Origin of the sequence: Bremerella sp. TYQ1 (assembly GCF_020150455.1) — a bacterium.
Classification (GTDB): domain Bacteria; phylum Planctomycetota; class Planctomycetia; order Pirellulales; family Pirellulaceae; genus Bremerella; species Bremerella volcania_A.
In genome coordinates, this window is the sequence record NZ_CP083740.1 from 1,723,981 (window position 1) to 1,745,233 (window position 21,253).

The window sequence follows — 21,253 nt, forward strand, 5'->3', positions numbered from 1 at the left end:
TTTCTCGCCTCAAGGAGAATTCGATGCCTGAATGTCCTTCGATTCGAAGAACGCTGTTTGGACTGCGCGGGCTGATTCTCCTTCTCGGCATCGCTCTTATGGGGCAACCACTTTACGCCCAGGACGACACGTCCAACAACGGACTAGCGGATCGCCAGCAACAACTCAGTGCGAACTTCGACGTTCTCGAAAAGTTGATGCTGAAGATGGCTGATATCGACGAAGCGAATAACCCACAGCGAGCCGACCTGCTTCGCGAGGCAGTCCGCAACAGTCGAAACCTGCGAGTCCGCTCCCGAATGGAGGAAACGACCGAGTCTCTTAGTGGTGGACAGCTTAAACGAGCCAGCGATCAGCAGTCTTTGATCGAGAACGATTTGCGTACGCTGCTAAAGCTTCTGCAGAGCGAGAATCGCGACGAACAAATCAAAGACGAAGAAGCACGCATCAAAGCTTACATTAAATCGACGAAGAAGCTTCTCAATCGTCAACGTAGTATCCAGGGCCGTACTGAGGGCGGAGCATCCCAGAAACCTCTTTCTGACGAACAGGGGCGCCTCGCGGACGACGCGAAATCACTCTCTGACGAGATCGCCGAACAGGAAGAGGGTGGCCGTCCCAGTGAACAGCAAGCCAACGGCGAAGATTCAACCAACGATCCAAAATCGGAAGGGGGCGATTCTTCGGAAAAAGAAAGTGGTAAACCGAACGACGAGCAGTCTGGGGAAGAGAAATCAGAAGGCTCGGATTCCGCCTCCGGCGATATGAATGAGGGGCAATCTGGCGAAAACAAATCGAGCGATGGCCAGTCAGGTGAATCAAAGGACGGAGAATCGCAAGAGGGAGCACCATCAGATTCAGAGGGGAACGAGAAAGATCCTTCTGACGAATCGATGAAAGATGGCGAGCCTGGCGAGATGGGAGAGCCGAAAGACGGCGAGACTAAAGATAGCGAATCAAAGTCAGGTGATCCTCCGAAAGATAGCCAATCAGAGCAATCGCAAGACAAGCAAAATGGCGAGTCAGGAAAGCCAAGCGACCAAAGCCAACAAGGCCAAAACGGTCAGCAAGGACAGCAGGGGCAACCAGGACAAGAAGGTCAACAGGGTCAGCAGTCGCAGCAAAACCAACAACAGCAGCAGCAAGAGTTTTCGCCTCGAAAGCGAATCGAAGAAGCCCAGCGACGCATGGAGCAAGCCCAAAAGAAGCTGGACGAAGCGGACCAAGAAGGAGCCGTTGAAGAACAACAGGCTGCCCGTGATGAACTAGCTCAAGCCATTGCCGAACTCGAAGAGATCCTTCGACAGCTTCGCGAGGAAGAAATCGAACGTGTTTTGGCTCGCCTTGAGGCACGCTTCACCAAGATGCTCGAAATGCAGCTTCGCGTTAATGACGACACCGAGCGTTTATCACAGATTCCAGTCGATCAACGCGGCTCTGCCGAAGATGCGGAAGCAGGCAAGCTAAGCTTTGCCGAGAAGCAAATCATTGTTGAAGCTGACAAGTGTTTGGAACTGCTGAAAGAAGAAGGCTCGTCCATTGCATTTCCTGAGTCGTTGATGATGGTTCGCGAAGACATGCAAGAGGTTGCCAATCGTCTCGGTCAGACCAAACTCGACAGTCTTACCATCACGATCGAAGAAGACATCGTCACCGGCTTGGAAGAACTTTTGGAAGCCCTAAAACAGGCCCAGAAGGAACAGGAAGAACGAAAACAACAACAGCAGCAACAGCAACAACAGCAGCAGCAACAAGGTGAAGAACCGCTGGTCGACAAAATCGCTGAGTTACGGCTCATCAAGTCGATGCAAGTTCGTGTCAATCAACGTACCAATCGATACGCTCAAATGCTGGATGATGCCGAAGACGAAGTCGGTCAGGCCACGAGCGACGACTTGAAAAATCTGTTGCGAGATTTGGCGGAACGCCAGAGTCGCATTTATGACATCACGCGGGACAATGTTCAGGGGAAGAACCAATGAGTTTTCGCCGACTTACCAGCTGCCTGTCAGGCTTCATGGTTTTAGCAGGGTTGCTAAGTTCCGATTCGCTCGCGCACGCGGATTCAGGTCTCGCCGTTCAGAATCGCTGGGCACCTCCTACTAAAGAACAACTTGCCGAAGAACTTTCGGCATGGAGTCGCACGACCCACGCGCCTTCGGAAACAAAGCAGAAGCTTCTCACGCTATGGGCGGAAGATGTTGGTGCAAGCCTGACTCTGCGAGAACTTCTCGATCAGTCGCTGCAGATTGGAGCCGAAGATATTTGGAACCAACTGCAAAAGCTGGAACTGACAGGCCTGTACCAAGGCCCCATCGAACTCGATCCAAGCAAACCGGACGCGTGGCCTCCCGCGTTTTTGGTACACCATGGCAAGTTCGTTTACGGCAAATGGCTAGCCGAAAAAGGCTTCTACGACGAAGCGCTACAGGAACTCAGCGAACCCACGCCGGATCAAGTTATCGACCCCGCAGCTTTGCTGTTTTTCGAGGCCAGCTGTCAGCATTACTTGCTTCAAAAAGAAGAGTGCGTTTCGACGCTTAAGCAGCTACTCGCTCGCTCCGAAGGACTGCCGGCACGCTATCTGGCACTTTCGCAAATGATGCTCAAGGATATTGAACCCCTGGAAACCGATTCGCTGGACGAAGTGGCTCGATTGATGCGTGACATCGAACGCCGTCTCGACTTAGGTCGCGCCGGCAAGAAGGTCCGCAAGACGGAAGAAGACGTCGTTGCAAAGCTCGACAAAATGATCGAAGAGCTCGAAAAGCAGCGTCAACAACAGCAGCAGCAACAACAGCAATCGCAGGGAAGTGGACAAGGCTCGCAGCCACAGCAGGACAGCATGCCAGGCAGCGAAAGCGGACCTGGGAACGTCGACCCCAAAGAGATCGACACCAAGGGCGAATGGGGCAACTTGCCTCCGAAAGAACGCCAAGAGGCACTGCAGCAGATCTCCAACGAATACCCTTCGCACTATCGCCGAGCCATTGAAGAGTACTTTCGTAAAATCGCCCGCGATCCATCATCGGCCAACAACTAAGTTTTACCTTCTTGTCGCCTTGAGACATGACGCCTCATGAAGACGCTTTGCTTACTGACAATTCTGCTATTAGCCGCACCAGAAGCGGTTGAAGTCCAGAAACTGGATGGTTCGTCTGCTTCAGGCAATCTCATCAAGATGTCTGCCGATGCGGTGGAATTGGAGTCTGCGGCTGGTCAGACGGAAATGATTTCCACGAAAAACATCATTAGCCTGACGCCTGCTGCGGACAGCTTGTCGGCGCAATCGGAATCAGCCCATCAGGAGTTGTTCTTTGCCGATGGAACGAAGCTTTATCTGTCTGACATGACTGTGACGTCTCGCAATGCTAGTCTGACGCTCACCTCCGGTGAAAAGGTAGAACTTGGCCGCAGTGCTCTTAAAGGCGTACGCTTCCTTCCCACGGCTAACAATGGCGAAGATGCGAATCTCCCAGACGATGATCCGCTTCGCGAAAAGTGGAATGACCTCGCTGAGAAACACTCCGGCGGCGACGCGATTGTATTGAACCGCGAAGGAATGCTTACCGTTCAGGAAGTGGTGATTCATGAAATGAACGAAGAAGGAATCAAAATCCAACTGGATGATATCACCACGACGGTCAACGCCAGCAAGTTATATGGCTTGCTCTTTTTCCAACGTGGTACGCGGGAGTTCCCCGCGCCCCTTTGTGTGGCTCAGCTTCAGGATGGTTCATCGATCGCCGCTAAAACGTTGACAATGAGCAATGGCAGCAGCCGAATTACGACGTTGACTGGGGCAGAGCTTCCTGTCCCATTTAATGCGGTTTCCAAGCTCGACTTCGCTGCCGGCAACATTCAATTTCTGGACGAACTCAAGCCCTCCAGAATCACGTGGACTCCTGTGCTGAAATCGGCGATTTCCGCGGATGACTTGTCGTTAGTGTATGCTCCACGCATGAATTCCTCGTTCCACGGAGAGCCTCTACAACTTGAAGAGGACGAGCAGCCAGAGACGTATACTCGCGGAATCGCGATACATGCAACGTCCGAGATACTTTACGAACTTCCACTCGTTTTTCGGCAGCTGCAAATGCGTGTCGGAATCGCTCCTCACAGCCTAGGCACTTGCACGGCGACACTTCAGGTCATCGGCGATCAGAAGATTCTCTTTGAGAAAGACTTCACCGATCGCATGCCGCCTGAGGACATCGCACTGAACATTGCCGGAGTTCGACGTCTTAAAATTGTGGTCGATGCCAGTGATGGCGAAGACTTCGGCGACGTCCTTCACCTCTGCCAGGCAAGACTGCTTAAGTAGATTCACGAGTCCCTCCATGCTTCGCGTCATCCCCACATCCTTCGCCATTCTGCTTGCGACTTTTGTCGTCAGCAGTATTTCAGCGTCAGAGCTCGATGCTGTCCTCAAAGCCGAGCAGCAGCGAATCGACGCCGTTGCCAAGGCATCCGCGTCGACGATTTCAGTCTTCGCAGGTGCCGCCGGTGGGGGAAGCGGGGTAATCATCAGTCCCGATGGATACGCGGTGACGAACTTTCATGTTGCCGATCCTGCTGGCAACTTCATGAAGTGCAGCATGCCGGAAGATGGCGGCAAAGTTTACGACGCGGTGATCGTCGGGGCCGATCCTGTCGGCGACGTGGCAGTCATCAAACTGCTGGGCCGAGATGATTTCCCTGCTGCGGAAATTGTGGACAGCAATTCCGTCCAAGCTGGTGATTGGTGCTTTGCGGTTGGCAATCCGTTTCTGCTGGCGACCGATCTTCAACCGACGGTGACCTGGGGAATCGTCTCAGGTGTTCATCGTTATCAATATCCGGCCGGCACGCTTTTGGAATACACCGATTGCATCCAAACCAATGCGGCCATTAACCCCGGCAACTCTGGCGGTCCATTGTTCAACGACCAAGGACAGCTGATCGGTATTAACGGTCGTGGTTCATTCGAAAAACGGGGCCGCGTGAATGTCGGAGTCGGCTATGCGATCTCTATCAACCAGGTCATGAACTTTCTTGGTTACCTGAAAAGTGGTCGCATTATCGATCATGCCACGCTGGGGGCCACCGTCACGACTGACACCGAAGGGCGTGTTGTCGTGACCAATATTTTGTCCTCTTCGGATGCCTACCGAAGAGGTTTGCGTTACGGCGACGAGATCGTCAGCTTTGGTAATCGAGAAGTGACAACCGTCAACGGTTTCAAGAACATACTGGGCATTTACCCACGTGGCTGGAGCATTCCGCTTTCCTATCGCCGCGAAGGGAAACGTTACGACACTGTCGTGCGTCTTGCCGGGGTACACTCTCGTCGCGAGCTGCTAGAAAAAACTGGCAATGCTCCGATCCCGCCAAGCCCAGAGGAAACTCCGGAGCCGAAGGAAGGAGAAGAGGCCCCCCAACCTGACGGAGAGAAACCGAAGCTGCCGATTCCGGTGCCTGGACATGGTCAAAAAGAAGAAGCCAAGCCGCCAGAGGAATGGAAACACCTTTACGAAGAAAAGACTGGCTACGCAAATTACCAATTCAATCACGCCCATCAAAAACGCCTACGAAAAGCGTTAGACGCGTTAGGTAATTGGGCTGACACTGGCGAGACTTGGGAACTGGAATATTCGTTGGTCGACAACGACAGCGGCGTCATCCACATTGGCCCGTTGACCGTCGAGGGAAAAATGGCCGGCGTGAACCACAACGTCGAAGTCGCTGGAGACTTGACCGAAAAATTGGCTCCTTCAGGCAGTGGCGGTCTCTTCCTGACGCTTTACACATGGAAGCGACTACTTCGCGAGAAGTTCGACACCTTTGGTGAGGTGTACCATCTCGGCACCGCTCCTCGTCGCGACTTCAATGTTCAGTACGACGTGCTGGTGGGACTCTACGACGCGTTGGAAATCCGAGCTTACTTCGACCAGGAAACAGGACAACTCATGGTCCTGGAAATGTTCCCGGAATCGGACACCGATCCATGCGAAATTGAATTCAGCGAGTATCGAGAAACCGACGGATATACGCTGCCTCACCGAATGGTGATCCGCTATGGCGACGATCCGTTCGACATTCTGACGGTGAAGAAGTGGAACGTTCATCCGACAGGGGAGGGTGCCTAACATGACGCGAAAGCATTGCATCTCGTTATTCGCCACTTTCCTGCTGGCTGTCGCTTCCACCTTTGCGACTTCGCCACTACGTGCGGAGTCTTCCCTGCGAGAAATTGCTGACGAAGTCCAGCGGAAGATCGTCAAAATCTACGGAGCCGGTGGACTACGCGGGCTCGAATCGTATCAATCAGGCAGCCTCATTTCAGACAAGGGGCATATCCTCACCGCGTGGAGCTATGTGCTCGACTCGAGCGTCATCACGGTCGTCTTGGATGATGGTCGACGTTTTGTCGCCGAGCTTGCTGCGGCCGATCCTCGCTTTGGAATTGCCCTGCTGAAGATCGATGTCGAAGGCGTTCCGTTTTTCAATCTCGACAAAGGCGTTTCGCCCCAAGCGGGTGATCGGATCCTTTCCTTTAGCAATCTCTTCGGAATTGCAGCCGGTGATGAGCCTGCAAGTGTTTTAAGCGGGTATGTCTCCGCGGTAACGCCGCTGGAAGCTCGTCGAAGCACATTCCCTTCCGCCTATCAAGGACCGGTCCTGATTGTCGATGCCATCGTCAACAACCCTGGTGCAGCTGGGGGAGCATTAACCGATCAACATGGCCACTTCGCTGGTCTCATCGGAAAAGAACTACGCAGCTCTCGAAACGATATCTGGTTGAACTACGCGATACCTATCGCTCAGCTCCGCGAACCCATTGAGGACTTACTCGCAGGTCGCTCGCGCCCGATCGTCGATCCTGAGAAGGAGAAGCCTCTTTCACCACTGACACTCACGCACATTGGGGTCGTTCTCGTGCCTGACGTGCTGGATAAGACGCCACCCTACGTGGAACGTGTCGAGCGTGACTCATTGGCCGAGGCTGCCAAGCTTCAACCGGATGACTTGATCCTTTATGCCGACGGGACCCTCATATCGTCGCAAAAGGCACTCGTAGAAAAATTCAGCTACATGGATCGGGACGACGTCGTTTCCTTGACGGTCTTGCGTGACGGACAACTGGTCGAACTTACTCTCAACGAACTGCAATAAATGTTCAAACCGTTCCCAATCCTGCTAATCACTCTCGCATTAATCGTCGGTACGCTTGCAGCTCCTCTTTCCGCTCAAGACGTGAACGTTGCCGAACAGGATGCCATTCAATCTGCCGTTAATCGCGTAGCGGCGAGTGTCGTGCAGATTGAAACGGTAGGTGGCCTGCAGGAAGGAGGTGGCCCCCTGGAAGGTGCCAGTCGGACCACAGGGACCATCGTTTCGCCGGATGGCTGGATCGTATCGAGCTTGTTTGGCTTTATCCAGGAGCCCTCTGGAATTCTGGTCATACTGCCGGATGGTAAACGTGTTGCCGGAAAGTTGGTTTCCAAAGATACCAGTCGCAATTTGGCGTTACTGAAAGTCGAAGCGAATAAAGAGCTTGCCGTACCAGAGTCGGTCGATCGAAGTGAGTTACGTCCCGGACAGTGGGCAATCGCTCTCGGCAAGACTTTCTCCAAGGAAGTTCCTTCGGTCTCTGTCGGCATTGTCAGCGCAACTCATCGCGTTTGGGGAAAAGCGGTTCAAACCGATGCCAAGATCTCGCCCAACAATTACGGTGGGCCGTTGGTCGATATTCAAGGGCGAGTTATCGGAATATTGACTCCGCTTTCTCCGCAAGGAGCAGGAGCCACCGACGGCTTCGAGTGGTACGACTCCGGAATCGGTTTCGCGGTTCCGCTCGCTGAAATCGAGTCGCGTCTCGAAACCATGCAAGAAGGCCAGGATCTTCAACCTGGTTTGCTGGGAATCAATCTAAAAGGGAAAGATATCGTCGCAGATGCGGCCGAGATTGCAGCCGTTCGGTATAACAGCCCCGCCCAAGTTGCCGGTATTCAAGAGAAAGACATTCTTATTGGTGCCAACGGACGTCCTATCGAGCGGCAAGCCCAGCTGAAACACATTCTAGGGGAAGCGTACGCTGGCGACACCATTGCCTTTCGTGTTAAACGTGGCGAAGAAGAACTCGACATCAGCGTCACTCTCGCCGCCGAGTTGATTCCCTATGAACGACCCTACCTAGGCATCTTGCTCGATCGAAATACGCCAGACAGCGCGGTCGTTCGTCAGACGCTGGAAGAAACCGCAGCCCAAAAAGCCGAGATTCAGCCAGGCGATCAGATCGTTAAGTATGACGATACCGAGATAGAGTCCCCACAATCCCTACGCTTGGCCGTGGCGACTGCTGAACCAGACGTACCTCATAACATTACGCTTCTTCGCGAAGGAGAAGAAAAGACGCTTGAAGTCAATCCTGGCAGTCGATCCAATACGTTCCTCCCAGAGGTTTCCCCGCAAGATGCCTCGGAAGACGCGGAAGTGATTGCTGGAATTACCACCGGAGAAAGTGATTTCCAGCTCGCCGAAGAACAGAACAATGCCAAGCTGTTTGTTCCTGAGGTTGCCAAGAAGCTGCCATCGCTGGGGCTTGTGGTTCTCTTAGGCGATGCCGAATTCAAGCTTGAACCGGCCCGTGAAGCCTGGCAGAAATATGCCGAGCAGTTTGGTTTTGCTGTGCTAGAGATTTCGCCCGCTAGTGGAACGCGTTGGACGAAGCCTGAGACTTCGGTGGTTCGCAAGATGATCGATCGCGTCCGCGACAATTACACCATCGATGCGGCACGAACGGTTGCCATCGGCGGCAAGTCAGGCGGAGCGATGGCGCTGATCCATGGCTTTGATAACCGAGACGTGCAAAATGGTGCGGTTTCTATCGAGGCAGGTATTCCTCGGGGAGCCAACATCCCTGACAATGAACCTCTTGAACGGCTTGAAATCGTCTTTCTTAGTCGTGAATCATCTGAAGGAGCCGCTCAACTGCAGCCACAGATTGAGGCTCTGCAAAAGATGAAATTCACCGTCATCACGGACGAAGTTTCTCGGAACGGCGACCAATTGAGTCTTTCCGATAGCGACATTGAAAAGCTGTCGAACTGGGTGAATACGCTCGACAGTATCTAGCAAACTCGCGTTTGCCACCTTCCACCGCCTTCCTTGCCACTCCCTCCCGGGGCCGATGCTCTCGAAACGATCGCAATTTGGAATCCTCTCGCTCGTTACGCTGGGACTTGCCGCTATCCTGTGGCTAGTCCCGGGCGAGAAGTCATCCTATCTGCTGCTCCAAGCAGCTCTCTTGCGAGTCGGATTGGTCTTGGGCGCCGTTTGGCTGGCTTTCCCTCAACTCTCGAAGCTTCCGCTATGGCTGGCGACAATTGGCGTCGGCTCGCTCCTGGCGGTTCTACTATTTAAAAAAGCGGCGATCATTGTGATCCCGCTTTTGATTTTGATCTATTTTTTAAGGCCTCGGCCGAAAAAGAAGCCAAGTGCTTCTAGCCGAGAATCTTCGACTTCAAGCCGTTGAGCAGCGTCACCGCGTGGCCCACTTCTGACTTCTGACGTTCCGGCTCTTGCGGGATTTCTCGTTCGATGGTCAGAGGACCTTCGTAACCCACTTCTTTCAGCGTGCGAAGATAGGCTTCGATGTCGACATCTCCTTCGCCGAGCGGTACTTCCTGGCCCCATTCCTGGCCTGGGTTTGCGGCCCACTTGGCATCTTTGCAGTGAACGCTGCCGAGATGATGGCCAACCTTCTTAACCGCTTCGATTGGTTCGCCGGTCCCGTACAGAATCATGTTGGCAGGGTCGAAGTTGACCTTCAGATTGTCGCGAGCAACATCGCTGATAAACTGCAGCAAACCGTCGGCCGATTCCTGGCCAGTTTCCAGGTGGACACTCTGTCCCATCGTTTTGCAGTGGTCGCAAAGTTCTTGCGCCACGGCAACAACTTGAGCATACTGAGGATCGCTGGTGTCGTGCGGGATGAAACCGATGTGCAAACCAATGCATTTGCAGCCAAGCAGATTTGCAAAGTCGGCGATTTCTTTCATCTCGGCAGTACGTGCCGCACGTGTTTCGGGAGGTACCAGACCGACCGTCTTTTGCGTCGTAGGAATGTCAGCGTAGCTTTCATCTTCGAAGCCGCCGAAGACGCACGTTACTTCAATGCCGAGCTCTTTCAAGGTTTCCAGGAACTTGTCTGCGTTTTCTTTCGTACGCGACGACTGCTGGGGAGCATGAAGCTGAATGGTCTTGATGCCCAGTTCTTTGGCTACGTCCAGGTTCACTCCAAGTCCGGCATCGATACTGGCAAATACGCCAATCGCCCACTTTTCCACAGTCATCTCCTTCAAGGCAGGTTTTAAATAGGAAGCGCTGTAGCGGAATTTAAGGGACTACCGATTGGTCCGCAACCATGCGCTTTGGTATACGTACGAAAAAAGGCCCAGTTAGTAATTCACTGGGCCTTTTCTCTTATTTTTCAGCGGAATGCTAAGCAGCTTTATGCCAAGTCATTCTCTGGCGTGGCGTCGCTATGGACGTCGAACCATTCTTCTTTGAACTGAACGTAGCCGCCTTTGCCTTGATTGGATCGCTGGATCGCCAAGCGAGCCGTCAACGCGATCACGGCGTCGGCCATGGCAACTTCTGGATGACACTTCGGCTTGTTTTCTGGATCCTGATTGCGGATGCAGTATGCCCAGTGTTCGATCTCTTCGGTGTAACCACGGCTGACGGGGCCCTGCGTGGCGGCATTGGCCAACGAAGCCGCTTTGGTTTGTCCGCCGCTGGCTTGGGTGTCCATCGTTGGGCCGTCGGCGTCCTTTTTGACGTTCAGCTTGGTATCAGCCGAAACGCCGTTCTTGTACAGAGCAACGTCACGTTCGTTTTGCAGAACCAGCGAGCCCTTGGTTCCCATCACCACTTCGCCGTAACCGCCGAAACCGTTACCGTTGATCGAAGAGTAAGTGACGACAACCTTCTTGTGCGGATCGTCCTGGTAAGCAGGAACGCCCTTATCCTTCGGCGGCCAGTTGGTGACGTTATCGTAGTAACCGACGTCAAAGCTCGGATCGTAGCCACTGCCGGGGAACTCGAACATGCAGTAGACGTGATCGTCCGCGTCGCGGTCGTAACCGAAGATATGACGACCACCGGTCGCATGCACGGCCAATGGATGAGCCTTCTTACCATCCTTACGCAGAGCGCTGATGAAGATCGAAGCGGCATCCAACTGGTGGCTGCCCAGCTCGGCCATCAAACCACCTCCGGTGCGGTCCCAGAGACGCCATCGGCACAGTTCTTCCATGGCCGAAATTTCACGAGTTCCACCCTGGCGGTTGGTGATCGTGAAATCTTCGTAGCCATACTTGGTAGGATCAACATTCTGATCCTGATTCCAAGCATCATATTGAGCGAACATCGCTTTGTAGTGAGCACGACGCGTAGGATCGGATTCGGTCTCGGCACGCTTCTTGAACGCACCCAGCTTTTCTTTGATCTCGTCGTACATCTTGCCGTTGGCCAGCTTTTCGCCGCCAGGAATCGGCTGCTGCCAGCTGTCACCGCCAGGCAAGTTGCCACGGTGCCATTGAGCTCGGATGTGGTGAATTTCACCCAACACACCCCAACGCATCAGGTTCACGGCGTTGTCGTACAGCACGCTGTAATGTCGTTGGTGACCGGTAGCAAGGTAGAGGTTTTGCTCCTCAGCGACTCGTGCCATTTCCTTACACTGCATGACCGTATGGGCCATCAGCTTTTCGGTCAGCACGTGTTTGCCAGCTTCCATCGCGTCCATCGCGACTTGCTTGTGCAGGAACAGCGGCAAAGCACAAATCACGGCTTCGACGTTAGGATCGGCCAGCAATTCTTTGTAGTCGGTGTAAACTTTGACGTGCTTTTTGGCTTCGTCTTCGGTCTTCCAGTCGTAAACCGACATCAGCCCCTTACGAGCATCCAGCGCGGCAGGGCTGGAATGGTCACCATGAAAAGCACGGTGAACGTTGTAAGGACGAATGTCCGAAATCGCGACGACGTCGACATATTCGGGATTGAGCGCACCAATCAGCACGCTTCCTTCGTCGCCGGTGCCGATGACACCAACGCGGACGGGATCTTTAACTTTGGAGTAACCGAAGTACATCGCACCAAGACCGGCACCGGAAACGGCACCTGCGGCGACGACACCCTTCAAGAAGTCACGACGATTGACGCCGAGTGCATCGTTGAAGTTTTCCTTACCGACGGCGATCTGTTCTGGCGTTAAATTCATGATTTACTCTCCCTTATTCGATGCACCGCGGCTGCAGCACTTGCTAAATGAGTTCCAGAGGATGAAATCGAGCCCGGCAAATCGGCCTGCACCAATCGCCGCGATAAGCAGTAGCGAAACGAATTCCACCGACTGGTAGTAAACGTAAGTCAGATCAGCACCATGGGCGAATGGCCACTGGGCGAGCATGACCTGCAGCAGGAACCCGGCCACTGCCAACGCAGCTAACCGTGTAAAGAGTCCTAAAATCAACAAAATACCGGAAATGAAAAGCACCCAGGTCACAATCTGATCGATCGGTCCCTGGTTAGGGTTCACCTGCGAAACACGGGCAGACGATTGGGTAGCCGACTGTCCAATTGTATTGAGGTCGTCAATGTAGTCGGCCTCGAATTTGGCGATATCGCCGGTCCACTTGCTCAAATCTTTGTAGAGCTCCTGGTCCTTCTCGGCCAAGCGATCTTCGTAGTGCGGAACGCCGCGATAGCTTTCGTTTTCACGCTTCTTGACGTAAACCTGCAGCTCGTTGAAGTACTCGTCGATGTCCTCGGCGTTGTCCTCGAAGTAGTATTCGATTCGCTTTAGGTATCGATCAAGAGCCTTTTGGGCTTGAGTTGTTACGTCAGCGCCAAACGTATTGATCGCCAAATCGCGATAACCAGCCGCTCGAACGGCGATGTTCTTTTTGTCGAGACGCTGCGTCCCGTACAAGTCGAACGCCATGCCACGGAAGTTCTCCGCGAGAGGGCCTTTGGCATTTCGCAGGAATCCAGCCGAAGAAAAATCGCCTGATTGGACCTTCTTCGATCCTTCCATAAAAAAGTGCCATCCGGTGACGCACCGGAGGACAATTAAAATCACGATGGCAATCCAGCCAAGTTGGTATTTCGAGGTAGACAGGGAACTAGCTCCTCAAAAGATTCATTTCAGGGTGTGCGGATCAAGGGAGGGATGGCACAAACAGAATAGCTATGTGCCGGGGGTATATGGATATGCATCCAGTGTTAATTATTGCCAGAAACGGCCATTTCGCCAAGAAGTGCCGACCAGAATTCCCCGAAAGTACGCCCCAATACGCCATTTTAGGCGGTATCGATGACCCGTTTCTCGCGCCACTGTCCGCTGAAAAATCGCACCCAATGCGTAAGTGCCAACAGAATCACCCAGCCAGTCATTGCCACCCACAGCCCTTGCACATGAATCCAGTCCATCCACAGACACGTTCCGCCCAACGCCAACAAAACGGCCGAAAAGATCATTCCCACGATCAGGATGAACCGGACATCGCCGGCCCCTTTCAGAGCGCTAACGACCACTAAATTCATCGCATCAAACACGCAGAAGAACGCGACAAATCGGAGAAGTATGATCGTTAACGCGCGGATCTCTTCAAACTCGGTCGGTTCCATTCCCATGGCATGGGCCGTGAGAAAAAAGTCGGGCAACATGAAATAGGTCAGTCCCATCCCCCCCGCGTAGACCATCGCAACCATCAAACCGGACCAGGTCGCCATCGCGGCTCGTTCCGGTCTAGCGTGACCGATTTCTCGTCCCACAAGCGTGCTGATTCCAATTCCCAAACCAATGAGGGGCACGAACGTCAGAGCATTGATATCAATGGCCAACGTCGACGCGGTCATCGCCGTCAGACCCATTCGCCCCATCAAAAAGGTGAATCCGGTGAACGTGCCGACTTCCAGCAAAACCTGAAAGCCACTTGCCGAACCATAGCGGAAAATCCGCTTGAGCAGATCTGGCTCGTCATTCGACCAGTCGAGAAAACCAAACTCACCTGAAATGGCCGGACGCCACAGCAAGATGACGTACGCAACGACTTTGAACCACTGGCTGAGCGATGTCGCAATGGCCGCCCCGGTGATGCCTTCCAGCCATTCGCCGCAGAAACCGAAGATAAACAGCCCGTCCAAAACAACGTTCAGCAAACAGGAGCCAATTTCGACGAACATCACAAGGGTCGTTTTGCCACGTCCGGTAAAGAACGTCGACATGGCCGCGGAAACGACCGAGGCTCCCGCACCGAACGTCAAAATCTGGAAATAGCGAACCTCCAGCAGCTGGATCTCGGCCGAATGCCCCACCAACGAAAACGCCCATGCCGCCACGGGAATGGATAGAAAGTAGGTGGGGATCATGAACGCCCCAAACTTAACCCCCTTCCGGATGACGGCACCAATTTGGTTATGCCGACCGGCACCATCGTATTGGGCGACGAACGTATTGAGATACGAAGCCAATCCAATCGGGAAGCAAAGCAGCGTAAAATGCAGCATGCCTGCCGGTAAAGCGGCAGCCATCGCTTCCGGCGAGTACCAGAACAGGAACATGCGATCGACAAAGTTCGTCATCGACCAGGAAGCTGTCGACGCGATCAGCGGCAACGCGATGAACAGCAGTTCGCGGATTCCGCAAGGACGGCTCCACCAACTTCCACTCGCGGACTCATCATCCGATAAACCAACAATCTCTGATGTATCCGCCATGGAAATCGCATAACAGGGGCAGGGGAACGAAGCGAATGCCAATTATTCGCAAGGGCATCTCCCGGACAATCGCAAATGCGGGAGGTTCGTCCAAATGACTGGCAAATTAACCCAATAGTCTGTTTTCCGCGGTTGGATTACCATAAGCCCCGCACCGTTTGTAATCTGCGTCACCGAGATCGGACCAATATGAAAATCGCCCTTTGTTACCAGACTCAGCCTGAATTCGTCGAGGCGATCCAACAAGTCGCTCCTGACGCCGAAGTGATCGACGCCGGCCAGGAAGGCATTGCCGACGCCATCTTGGAAGCCGATATCTTCTGCGGACATGCCAAAGTGCCGATGCCATGGGCCCAGGTTGTCGAGCAAGGAAAACTGAAGTGGATTCAGTCTTCCGCGGCTGGGATGGACCACTGCTTAGTGCCGGAAGTAATTTCCTCCGACATTGTCGTTTCCAGCGCCTCGGGCCTGTTCGCCAACCAGGTCGCAGAGCAAACTTTTTCCCTCTTATTGGGCCTGATACGCAGTTTACCGGTTTTCTTTCGCGCACAAACAGTAAAAGATTATACCAGACGACCTACCCACGATTTGCACGGCAAAACGGTCGGCATCGTTGGACTTGGGGGGAACGGACGCCGGATTGCGGAAATCCTTTCTGCATTTCAAACGCGAATTATCGCCACCGACTTGTTCCCCTACGATTGCCCACCCCATGTCGACGCCCTGTGGCCAGCCGATCGCCTGGACGATCTTTTAGCTGAATCGGATGTGGTCATCCTCACGTTGCCCCTCAACGCGAGCACCTACCATATCATCGACGACGGACGATTTGCCGCGATGAAACAGGATGCCTGGTTCATCAACGTTGCCCGAGGTCAGGTCGTCAAAGAGGCTGCTTTGATCGACGCATTGCAGTCAGGCAAACTGCTGGGTGCGGGGATCGATGTCGCCGAGATCGAACCCCTGCCGGCCGACAGCCCACTATGGAATATGAAGAACGTCATCATCACGCCGCACGTCGGAGCCCAGTCGGCGAGCCGAAACGCGGATGCGACGCGGCTGTTCTGCACCAACTTGCAGCGATATCTGCAAGGAGAGCCTCCCATTAACCTGGTCGACAAACAACTCGGATTCCCCATCCGAAAGCCTTCCGACACCTAAACCCAAAGCGGTAAACCACACCATTACCCCGTTTTTATCTGGAAAGCATTTACCTACTCCAGATTTTCAATTATTTAGAGGAAAGAATCTTTACCCATCGATTCCGTCCTCCCTATCATGCACAAGGACAACCTGCGTTTTGAATCCCGATGACGCCGACAGGAAGTCGCCACTCATGCTGACCACAACGCAACAAAATCTTCAGCCTACACTTTCTCTCGATGGCGATGCCGCCGACCGAAAGTGCCCGGCCGAATTGATGCAGCGTTACGAGTCTCTGATCCATGCCAAGCGATCGAGTTGGACCGAGCACTACGCGCTTCGCCGCCTACTAGGCTCCGGCGGGCAGGGGCTCGTGTTTCTCACCGAACGCCGGGGAGCGAACGGGTTCACGCTTCCCTTGGCTATCAAAATCTTCTCGCCGGAACGGTTCGAGAGTGCGACGCACTACAACGAAGCGATGGCCCGCATTGCCCGCGTCGCTTCGCGTGTGGCTCAGATCCAGCAGCATAACCTGCTAGAGATCCACAACTTCCTCGACTCCAGCACCATTCGTGTGATGGTCATGGAATGGGTCGACGGCTACGACTTGCAGCAGCTTTCCACCCCCGGCATGGTCGAACACATTCGGCATCGTGTGACCACCGAACGCTGGGAATACATCAATCAGGTCGTCGTCACCAAAGGGCCGCAGCAGCCTCGTTTTAAGCCTGGCGTTGCCGTCGCGATCGCTCGCGACTGTCTCGCGGCGTTGGCCGCTTTGCATCGTGAAGGGGTCGTCCATGCCGACGTGAAGCCTTCCAATATCATGCTCAAGCGAACCGGTGCGGCGAAGCTGATCGACATCGGTTCCGCGTTCGAGATCGATAATGCTCCCGATTCGCGGACATGCACCCCGGCGTATGCCGCTCCGGAAGTCCTGGAAGGGGCCGAAGCGACGCCCCGTAGCGACTTGGCCAGCCTGGGCTATGTGCTGATCGAAATGCTCTCGGGACGATCCCTCTTCGGGCACATCAAAAACTATCGCGAACTGCTGGAAACCAAGCGTTTTCTCGCTCAGCGAATGCTTGAGATCTTGCCGGAAGAGGTTACCTGCAACGAACTTCTGATGAACTTCTGTCGGCGTCTGATCGCTCCGGATCCGTCGCGTCGCTTTCCTTCGGCCGAAGATGCCGACCTTCGTTCCGGCGGGGCCGCTTCGTTCCATCGACAACTCGTCAAAGGGGATCTCGCGGTCGAATACGACAACGAAATCCGCCTCTGGATCGAAGAGCTTCAGCAGACTGAAGAAGAGCTGGGTTAACGTTTTTTGTCGGTAAAAACAGACCTTACTGGCATTCTAACACACTGTACGCGCTCACTCGGCGTAGAAAATTCGCCCCCTTATTTTCGGGGCGATTAGCGGCTGCCCAAGGCCTGAAAACAGGCCTACATCGCCAACAACTGACGCACACTTGGATAATATTTGTTGCAAAGAGTGCGCAGACTTATTTAAAATGCGCTCACTCATGCCCGATGGTGTAAAGCTCTCAATTTAGTGCGGCGAAATCCTGCACTACGAGCGACCATTTCTTAGAAAATCACCCGGCGATTCTCGGCGATGCTTTGCCGCGCCGCTTGGATGACTCGCGTCGATTCCCGGAACTCGGTCAGGCAGTCGAAGTGGTGATTGCCGTTTTCAAGCAATCGGTGGAACGCCGCAAACAGCCGCTCGCCGACGGGGCGTTCTCCTTCTAAAGACTCCATGTGCCGGCCGGCACCGTTGAACCAGATCAGCGTGTTGGGCAAATCGATGAACGCGATCCCGTTCTCGCAGCAAACCTGCATGGCTGCCGGAGGCCGAAACGAAACCGCTTCTGGCCAATCGTTTCGCAGGTAAGTTCCCGCACTAATCTGAGCGACCACGCGCTGGCTGGGATCTTCCTTCGACTGGAAATCGACGCTCAGCATCTGATATTCCATGTCGGCAGGATTGTCGGCTCGAGGGTAGCTAACGCTGAACAGCGACTCAGGCTTGCCATCGACAATGTAGCGGCACCAATCGAAGATTTCGGCCAAATATCGTTGAATGACCAGCGAGCGAGGCGTGCTCGATCCCTGGGCCGGGTTAATTCGGTGATGGCAGAAAATCAGCTTTGGACGGCCTAAATGCGTGGCGATCAGTTCTTTTAAGCGGATCGTCGCTGGCGCAAATCGCCGCGGAAACTCGATCATGAACGGAACTTTGGTCGACTGGATCAGCCGCACCACTTCGTCCTGAGCATCCGCGTCCAGTTCCAATGCGGTATTTAAATAAACCGCTTTGCCAGCCGAGCAGGCCGATTGCAGCGGCAGAAGGCCTGACCACTGCTGATCGAGCAAGAAAACCGCATCGATATGATCTGCGGATATTGCGCGGCGGAAGCCATTAGGCGACAGCGCATTGAACTGCGAAGCGGCACTTTTGGCCCGTAAGGCAACTTCATCGCAGATGAATTCGACCTTAAAGCGATCTTGTAAAGAGTGAAGGGCAGGGCGGTGTCGCGATTCCCAATCGCAGCCCAACCCGACCACGCCAACGTGTAGCACCATACAGGGATACATCCTTGAGCAGCTGCCGCTTTGTTCCGGCAGCAGGTTTGTCGTAACTATTGGCTATTGAAGCACTTTTGCTAGCACAACTCCAGTCGGATTTGGGAATTCTTTTGGCAAGCTCCAAACTACGGTCCCCAACCAACTTGGTACGAAAACCCGAAAAGTCTCCGGAAACTTCTCAAGTTGGACACTTGCTATCGATCCTCGAATCGTTAAACTTGGCCCAAACCTCAGGACTAGGTCATCGCACAACCCCGATGTGCCGGCGTTTGGGAACCAAAGAAACGAGTTCGTATCTTTCCCAGTTGGTCGCTTTGAATTGCGGCTTTCCCGCACTGTGAGACTCGCAGGAGAGACTCGCAGAACGATACGCCTGACCGACGTCCTACCTACAGCAACCACACCCACCTGGTTTTCTGGACTCTGTGGTCTGTTAGTACCCTGTGACCCAAGGGACAGGCCCAAATCGAACTAACGGGCAGAATTTAGTAAGGAACGAATTAGTATGCTCGGCATTACCCTGGCCATTTTGTTGCAAGCTTCCGTCGCTGGTGAAACGACGACCGATTACAACACGGCGTTCAAAGCGGCTTCGGAAAACGGCAAGCCCATGCTCGTACTCGTTGGTACGGATTGGTGCCCGGCCTGCGTGACGATGAAGCAATCGATCATCCCACGCCTGCAACGTGCTGGCCGTCTGAGCGGCGTCGTCTACACGGAAGTCGACGCAGATGCCCAACCGCGAATCGCTCGTCGCATCATGTCTGGTGGAGGCTACCCGCAATTGGCCCTTTACCGCAAGACGAAAGATGGCTGGAAGCGTCAGATCTTGATTGGTGTGCAGTCGGAAACGACGATCACCACCCTGGTCGATCGCGCTGTCTCCGCTCAAGAGTCGGAAGGCAAACTGGAAGTCCTGCCGATCTCGCAGTAGTTCCCCCAGCCAAACGCAGCGCATGACCGAACCAGGTGATGCGCTGGCAAGCCAACTCCCAAAGAAAGCCGAGAGTCCCGCCTCCCGGCTTTTTCTATGCGCCCCAATCCAGTTCTTTCTCCCGCAAAGGGAAAGGGTTAGCGCGAAGTCTTTCTAACGATATTCTACCGCATGTTTCGTAACGGCCAGCACCAAAGTAGGCAGCCGAGTGCCATGCCGTCATCTGCGTCGGCATGGCTTAATGCCCATGTCCACGACTCATCTGGATTACCCCAAGCAAACGATTACTCGGCCCAATTTCGTAGTCTCTCTCGCCAATCCTTCAGGTGCCCCTCGAAGGTTGCCGTTTCTTCCGGGTACTCTTTGCGGGCTCTCTCTTTTTCCCAGTAGTAATGGTCTTTGCCGAGCGGATGGTACGCTTTCCGTAACTCTTCATAGGAAACCAACGGCGTCTCCGACGAGGCATTCACCGCGCCGATCAAACTTTTGAGCGACTGCCAGCTGAGTTGGTCGAACCGTTTGTCCTGGATAATTGGCGCGAGAATCTCGCGGCCGTTGCGTCGTTTGCCCACCTCTTCGATGAAGCGACCGCGGGTATGCCAAAGGTTCGCTCGCTCCGGCTTGACGTTATAGAACCACTGGACGAAGTAATCCTTTTCGGAGTCGCCGCAAAGCTGCCACAGGGCAATTCCAAGCAGGGCCTGATGAGGCGTATCGTACTTCCTCTGAAAACGTGCCATGGCCGCGTGGAGAATCTCCGCTGCTTTATCAGGCTGCAACTGGGCTGCGGCGATAGCCCACCATGGGCTCAACAGCGGGTCGGAAACGTTGTGCTTCTGGTAGTCGCGTTCCCATTGTTCGCACTGCAACAACGCGTCGGCATCGGTGGGGCGCAGCAGTTGTTCGGCGTGCTTGAGCACATAGATTTGCATGTGATGGTACGACGAATTGTTTCGCTTGCGTGACTGTAGGTCGGGGTCGTCCGAAGGTATCTCGTGCTGCAACATCCGCAGCATTTTGTCAGGCCCCAGCGACCGACATGCGTCGAGCAATTCCTCGTCGGAGACCAGCCACTTCCTTCCCGGCTGCTCGCTGAGCCATAAGAAAACCCAGGCCTGTTCGTCAGGCGGAAGCTGTTCTATCCGTTGTCGAATCTCGCGAACATGGGGAATCCGATCCGGACGCATCGGGAACCGACTTTGACTGGCACGCGCGAGCTGCACACCAAACCATGCGGCACAAGACTCGCGACTACGACGAGCCTCCCAATACTCAGCAAACCCAGGCTCGGTTTTGTGAACCACCCCATAGTGAAAACCAGAGGGCGACATGTAAAAACGAACCATCTTGTTGACGACATCCCCGACCGTCTGCTGGTTGGTCGGTGGGTTGAAATTCTGTGGTTCGAATGCAGCCGAGGCCCACGGCTGAACGTACTCGAACGTCGCGGCATCGTCGTCGACGAGCTCGACCAATGTTGGCAGCACCGCGGGATCTTCCATGTCGAACAGGGCGACCGCCGCCAACGTGCGAACTTTGGCATTCGGATCTTTCAAAAGCGTCTGGAGCGTCTCTTGCGAATAGCTGCCATTGGTCACTTTTTCCAGCACGCGATGATGCAACTCTTTCGTTTCGGGTGGCAACCCATGACTGTTCTCGAAGCGATCGTAAAGCACATCTGACAGTTGCAGAACATTCAACTCGCCGGCAAGCCGCTCGAAATCGGCCTGGGCGTCTTCCAACTCGGTAGCCGATGCCGGGGTGCACATCCATGCCATCCCAAGCAAGAGACTCGCCATGGTGAACGTCCGCATG

15 protein-coding genes are annotated in these 21,253 nt (G+C 54.2%); 9 read left to right on the top strand and 6 right to left on the bottom strand.

Annotated elements, in window-relative coordinates; translation table 11 throughout:
- The first annotated feature begins 23 nt into the window (after positions 1–23).
- The 6 genes from LA756_RS06395 to LA756_RS06420 are packed head-to-tail and all read left to right on the top strand — an operon-like array spanning position 24 to position 9,117.
- Positions 24–1,982: a hypothetical protein gene (locus LA756_RS06395; RefSeq protein ID WP_224439041.1), complete on the top strand. Its 1,959-nt coding sequence runs from the start codon at positions 24–26 to the stop codon at positions 1,980–1,982.
- Entirely contained in the window at positions 1,979–3,043 is a 1,065-nt protein-coding gene (locus LA756_RS06400) for a hypothetical protein (RefSeq protein WP_224439042.1), read from the top strand. Before LA756_RS06395 ends, LA756_RS06400 begins: the two co-directional genes overlap by 4 nt.
- Before the next feature lie 36 nt (positions 3,044–3,079).
- Entirely contained in the window at positions 3,080–4,324 is a 1,245-nt protein-coding gene (locus LA756_RS06405; RefSeq protein WP_224439043.1) for an NPCBM/NEW2 domain-containing protein, read from the top strand.
- 16 nt (positions 4,325–4,340) lie between these two features.
- Positions 4,341–6,128: a S1C family serine protease gene (locus LA756_RS06410; protein ID WP_224439044.1), complete on the top strand. Its 1,788-nt coding sequence runs from the start codon at positions 4,341–4,343 to the stop codon at positions 6,126–6,128.
- Between the two features lies 1 nt (position 6,129).
- Positions 6,130–7,155 (top strand): S1C family serine protease, encoded by a 1,026-nt coding sequence (locus tag LA756_RS06415; protein ID WP_224439045.1) that lies wholly within the window; start codon positions 6,130–6,132, stop codon positions 7,153–7,155.
- Positions 7,156–9,117, top strand: a complete 1,962-nt coding sequence (locus LA756_RS06420; protein ID WP_224439046.1) for a PDZ domain-containing protein — start codon at positions 7,156–7,158, stop codon at positions 9,115–9,117. It abuts the gene before it with no gap.
- A 368-nt stretch (positions 9,118–9,485) separates the two neighbouring features.
- On the opposite strand, the gene LA756_RS06425 is transcribed toward LA756_RS06420, so the two are convergent.
- From LA756_RS06425 to LA756_RS06440, 4 genes are all read right to left on the bottom strand, one after another.
- Positions 9,486–10,331, bottom strand: a complete 846-nt coding sequence (locus tag LA756_RS06425; protein ID WP_224439047.1) for a sugar phosphate isomerase/epimerase — start codon at positions 10,329–10,331, stop codon at positions 9,486–9,488.
- Positions 10,332–10,495: 164 nt separating this feature from the next.
- Positions 10,496–12,268 (bottom strand): Gfo/Idh/MocA family oxidoreductase, encoded by a 1,773-nt coding sequence (locus LA756_RS06430; protein WP_224439048.1) that lies wholly within the window; start codon positions 12,266–12,268, stop codon positions 10,496–10,498.
- 3 nt (positions 12,269–12,271) lie between these two features.
- Entirely contained in the window at positions 12,272–13,129 is an 858-nt protein-coding gene (locus LA756_RS06435) for a DoxX family protein (protein WP_224439049.1), read from the bottom strand.
- A gap of 221 nt (positions 13,130–13,350) precedes the next feature.
- On the bottom strand, positions 13,351–14,769 hold the full coding sequence (locus LA756_RS06440; protein ID WP_224439050.1) for an MATE family efflux transporter: 1,419 nt from the start codon (positions 14,767–14,769) through the stop codon (positions 13,351–13,353).
- Positions 14,770–14,958: 189 nt separating this feature from the next.
- On the opposite strand from LA756_RS06440, the gene LA756_RS06445 reads away from it, so the two are divergent.
- Complete coding sequence (locus LA756_RS06445; RefSeq protein ID WP_224439051.1) at positions 14,959–15,930, top strand: D-2-hydroxyacid dehydrogenase; 972 nt, start codon at positions 14,959–14,961, stop codon at positions 15,928–15,930.
- 175 nt (positions 15,931–16,105) lie between these two features.
- Positions 16,106–17,233, top strand: a complete 1,128-nt coding sequence (locus tag LA756_RS06450; RefSeq protein WP_224439052.1) for a serine/threonine-protein kinase — start codon at positions 16,106–16,108, stop codon at positions 17,231–17,233.
- A 269-nt stretch (positions 17,234–17,502) separates the two neighbouring features.
- On the opposite strand, the gene LA756_RS06455 is transcribed toward LA756_RS06450, so the two are convergent.
- Entirely contained in the window at positions 17,503–18,501 is a 999-nt protein-coding gene (locus LA756_RS06455) for a Gfo/Idh/MocA family protein (protein ID WP_224439053.1), read from the bottom strand.
- 508 nt (positions 18,502–19,009) lie between these two features.
- On the opposite strand from LA756_RS06455, the gene LA756_RS06460 reads away from it, so the two are divergent.
- Positions 19,010–19,438, top strand: a complete 429-nt coding sequence (locus LA756_RS06460; protein WP_224439054.1) for a thioredoxin family protein — start codon at positions 19,010–19,012, stop codon at positions 19,436–19,438.
- 284 nt (positions 19,439–19,722) lie between these two features.
- On the opposite strand, the gene LA756_RS06465 is transcribed toward LA756_RS06460, so the two are convergent.
- Positions 19,723–21,252, bottom strand: a complete 1,530-nt coding sequence (locus LA756_RS06465; RefSeq protein ID WP_224439055.1) for a HEAT repeat domain-containing protein — start codon at positions 21,250–21,252, stop codon at positions 19,723–19,725.
- Between the last annotated feature and the right edge of the window lies 1 nt (position 21,253).

What these genes read in the sequence shown, in the direction of transcription:
- LA756_RS06445 (WP_224439051.1), top strand. Translation starts at nt 14,959, where the DNA reads ATGAAAATCGCCCTTTGTTACCAGACTCAGCCTGAATTCGTCGAGGCG.
- LA756_RS06455 (WP_224439053.1), bottom strand. Translation starts at nt 18,501, where the DNA reads ATGGTGCTACACGTTGGCGTGGTCGGGTTGGGCTGCGATTGGGAATCG.
- LA756_RS06415 (WP_224439045.1), top strand. Translation starts at nt 6,130, where the DNA reads ATGACGCGAAAGCATTGCATCTCGTTATTCGCCACTTTCCTGCTGGCT.
- LA756_RS06440 (WP_224439050.1), bottom strand. Translation starts at nt 14,769, where the DNA reads ATGGCGGATACATCAGAGATTGTTGGTTTATCGGATGATGAGTCCGCG.
- LA756_RS06465 (WP_224439055.1), bottom strand. Translation starts at nt 21,252, where the DNA reads ATGCGGACGTTCACCATGGCGAGTCTCTTGCTTGGGATGGCATGGATG.
- LA756_RS06450 (WP_224439052.1), top strand. Translation starts at nt 16,106, where the DNA reads ATGCTGACCACAACGCAACAAAATCTTCAGCCTACACTTTCTCTCGAT.
- LA756_RS06395 (WP_224439041.1), top strand. Translation starts at nt 24, where the DNA reads ATGCCTGAATGTCCTTCGATTCGAAGAACGCTGTTTGGACTGCGCGGG.
- LA756_RS06405 (WP_224439043.1), top strand. Translation starts at nt 3,080, where the DNA reads ATGAAGACGCTTTGCTTACTGACAATTCTGCTATTAGCCGCACCAGAA.
- LA756_RS06430 (WP_224439048.1), bottom strand. Translation starts at nt 12,268, where the DNA reads ATGAATTTAACGCCAGAACAGATCGCCGTCGGTAAGGAAAACTTCAAC.
- LA756_RS06410 (WP_224439044.1), top strand. Translation starts at nt 4,341, where the DNA reads ATGCTTCGCGTCATCCCCACATCCTTCGCCATTCTGCTTGCGACTTTT.
- LA756_RS06420 (WP_224439046.1), top strand. Translation starts at nt 7,156, where the DNA reads ATGTTCAAACCGTTCCCAATCCTGCTAATCACTCTCGCATTAATCGTC.
- LA756_RS06460 (WP_224439054.1), top strand. Translation starts at nt 19,010, where the DNA reads ATGCTCGGCATTACCCTGGCCATTTTGTTGCAAGCTTCCGTCGCTGGT.
- LA756_RS06400 (WP_224439042.1), top strand. Translation starts at nt 1,979, where the DNA reads ATGAGTTTTCGCCGACTTACCAGCTGCCTGTCAGGCTTCATGGTTTTA.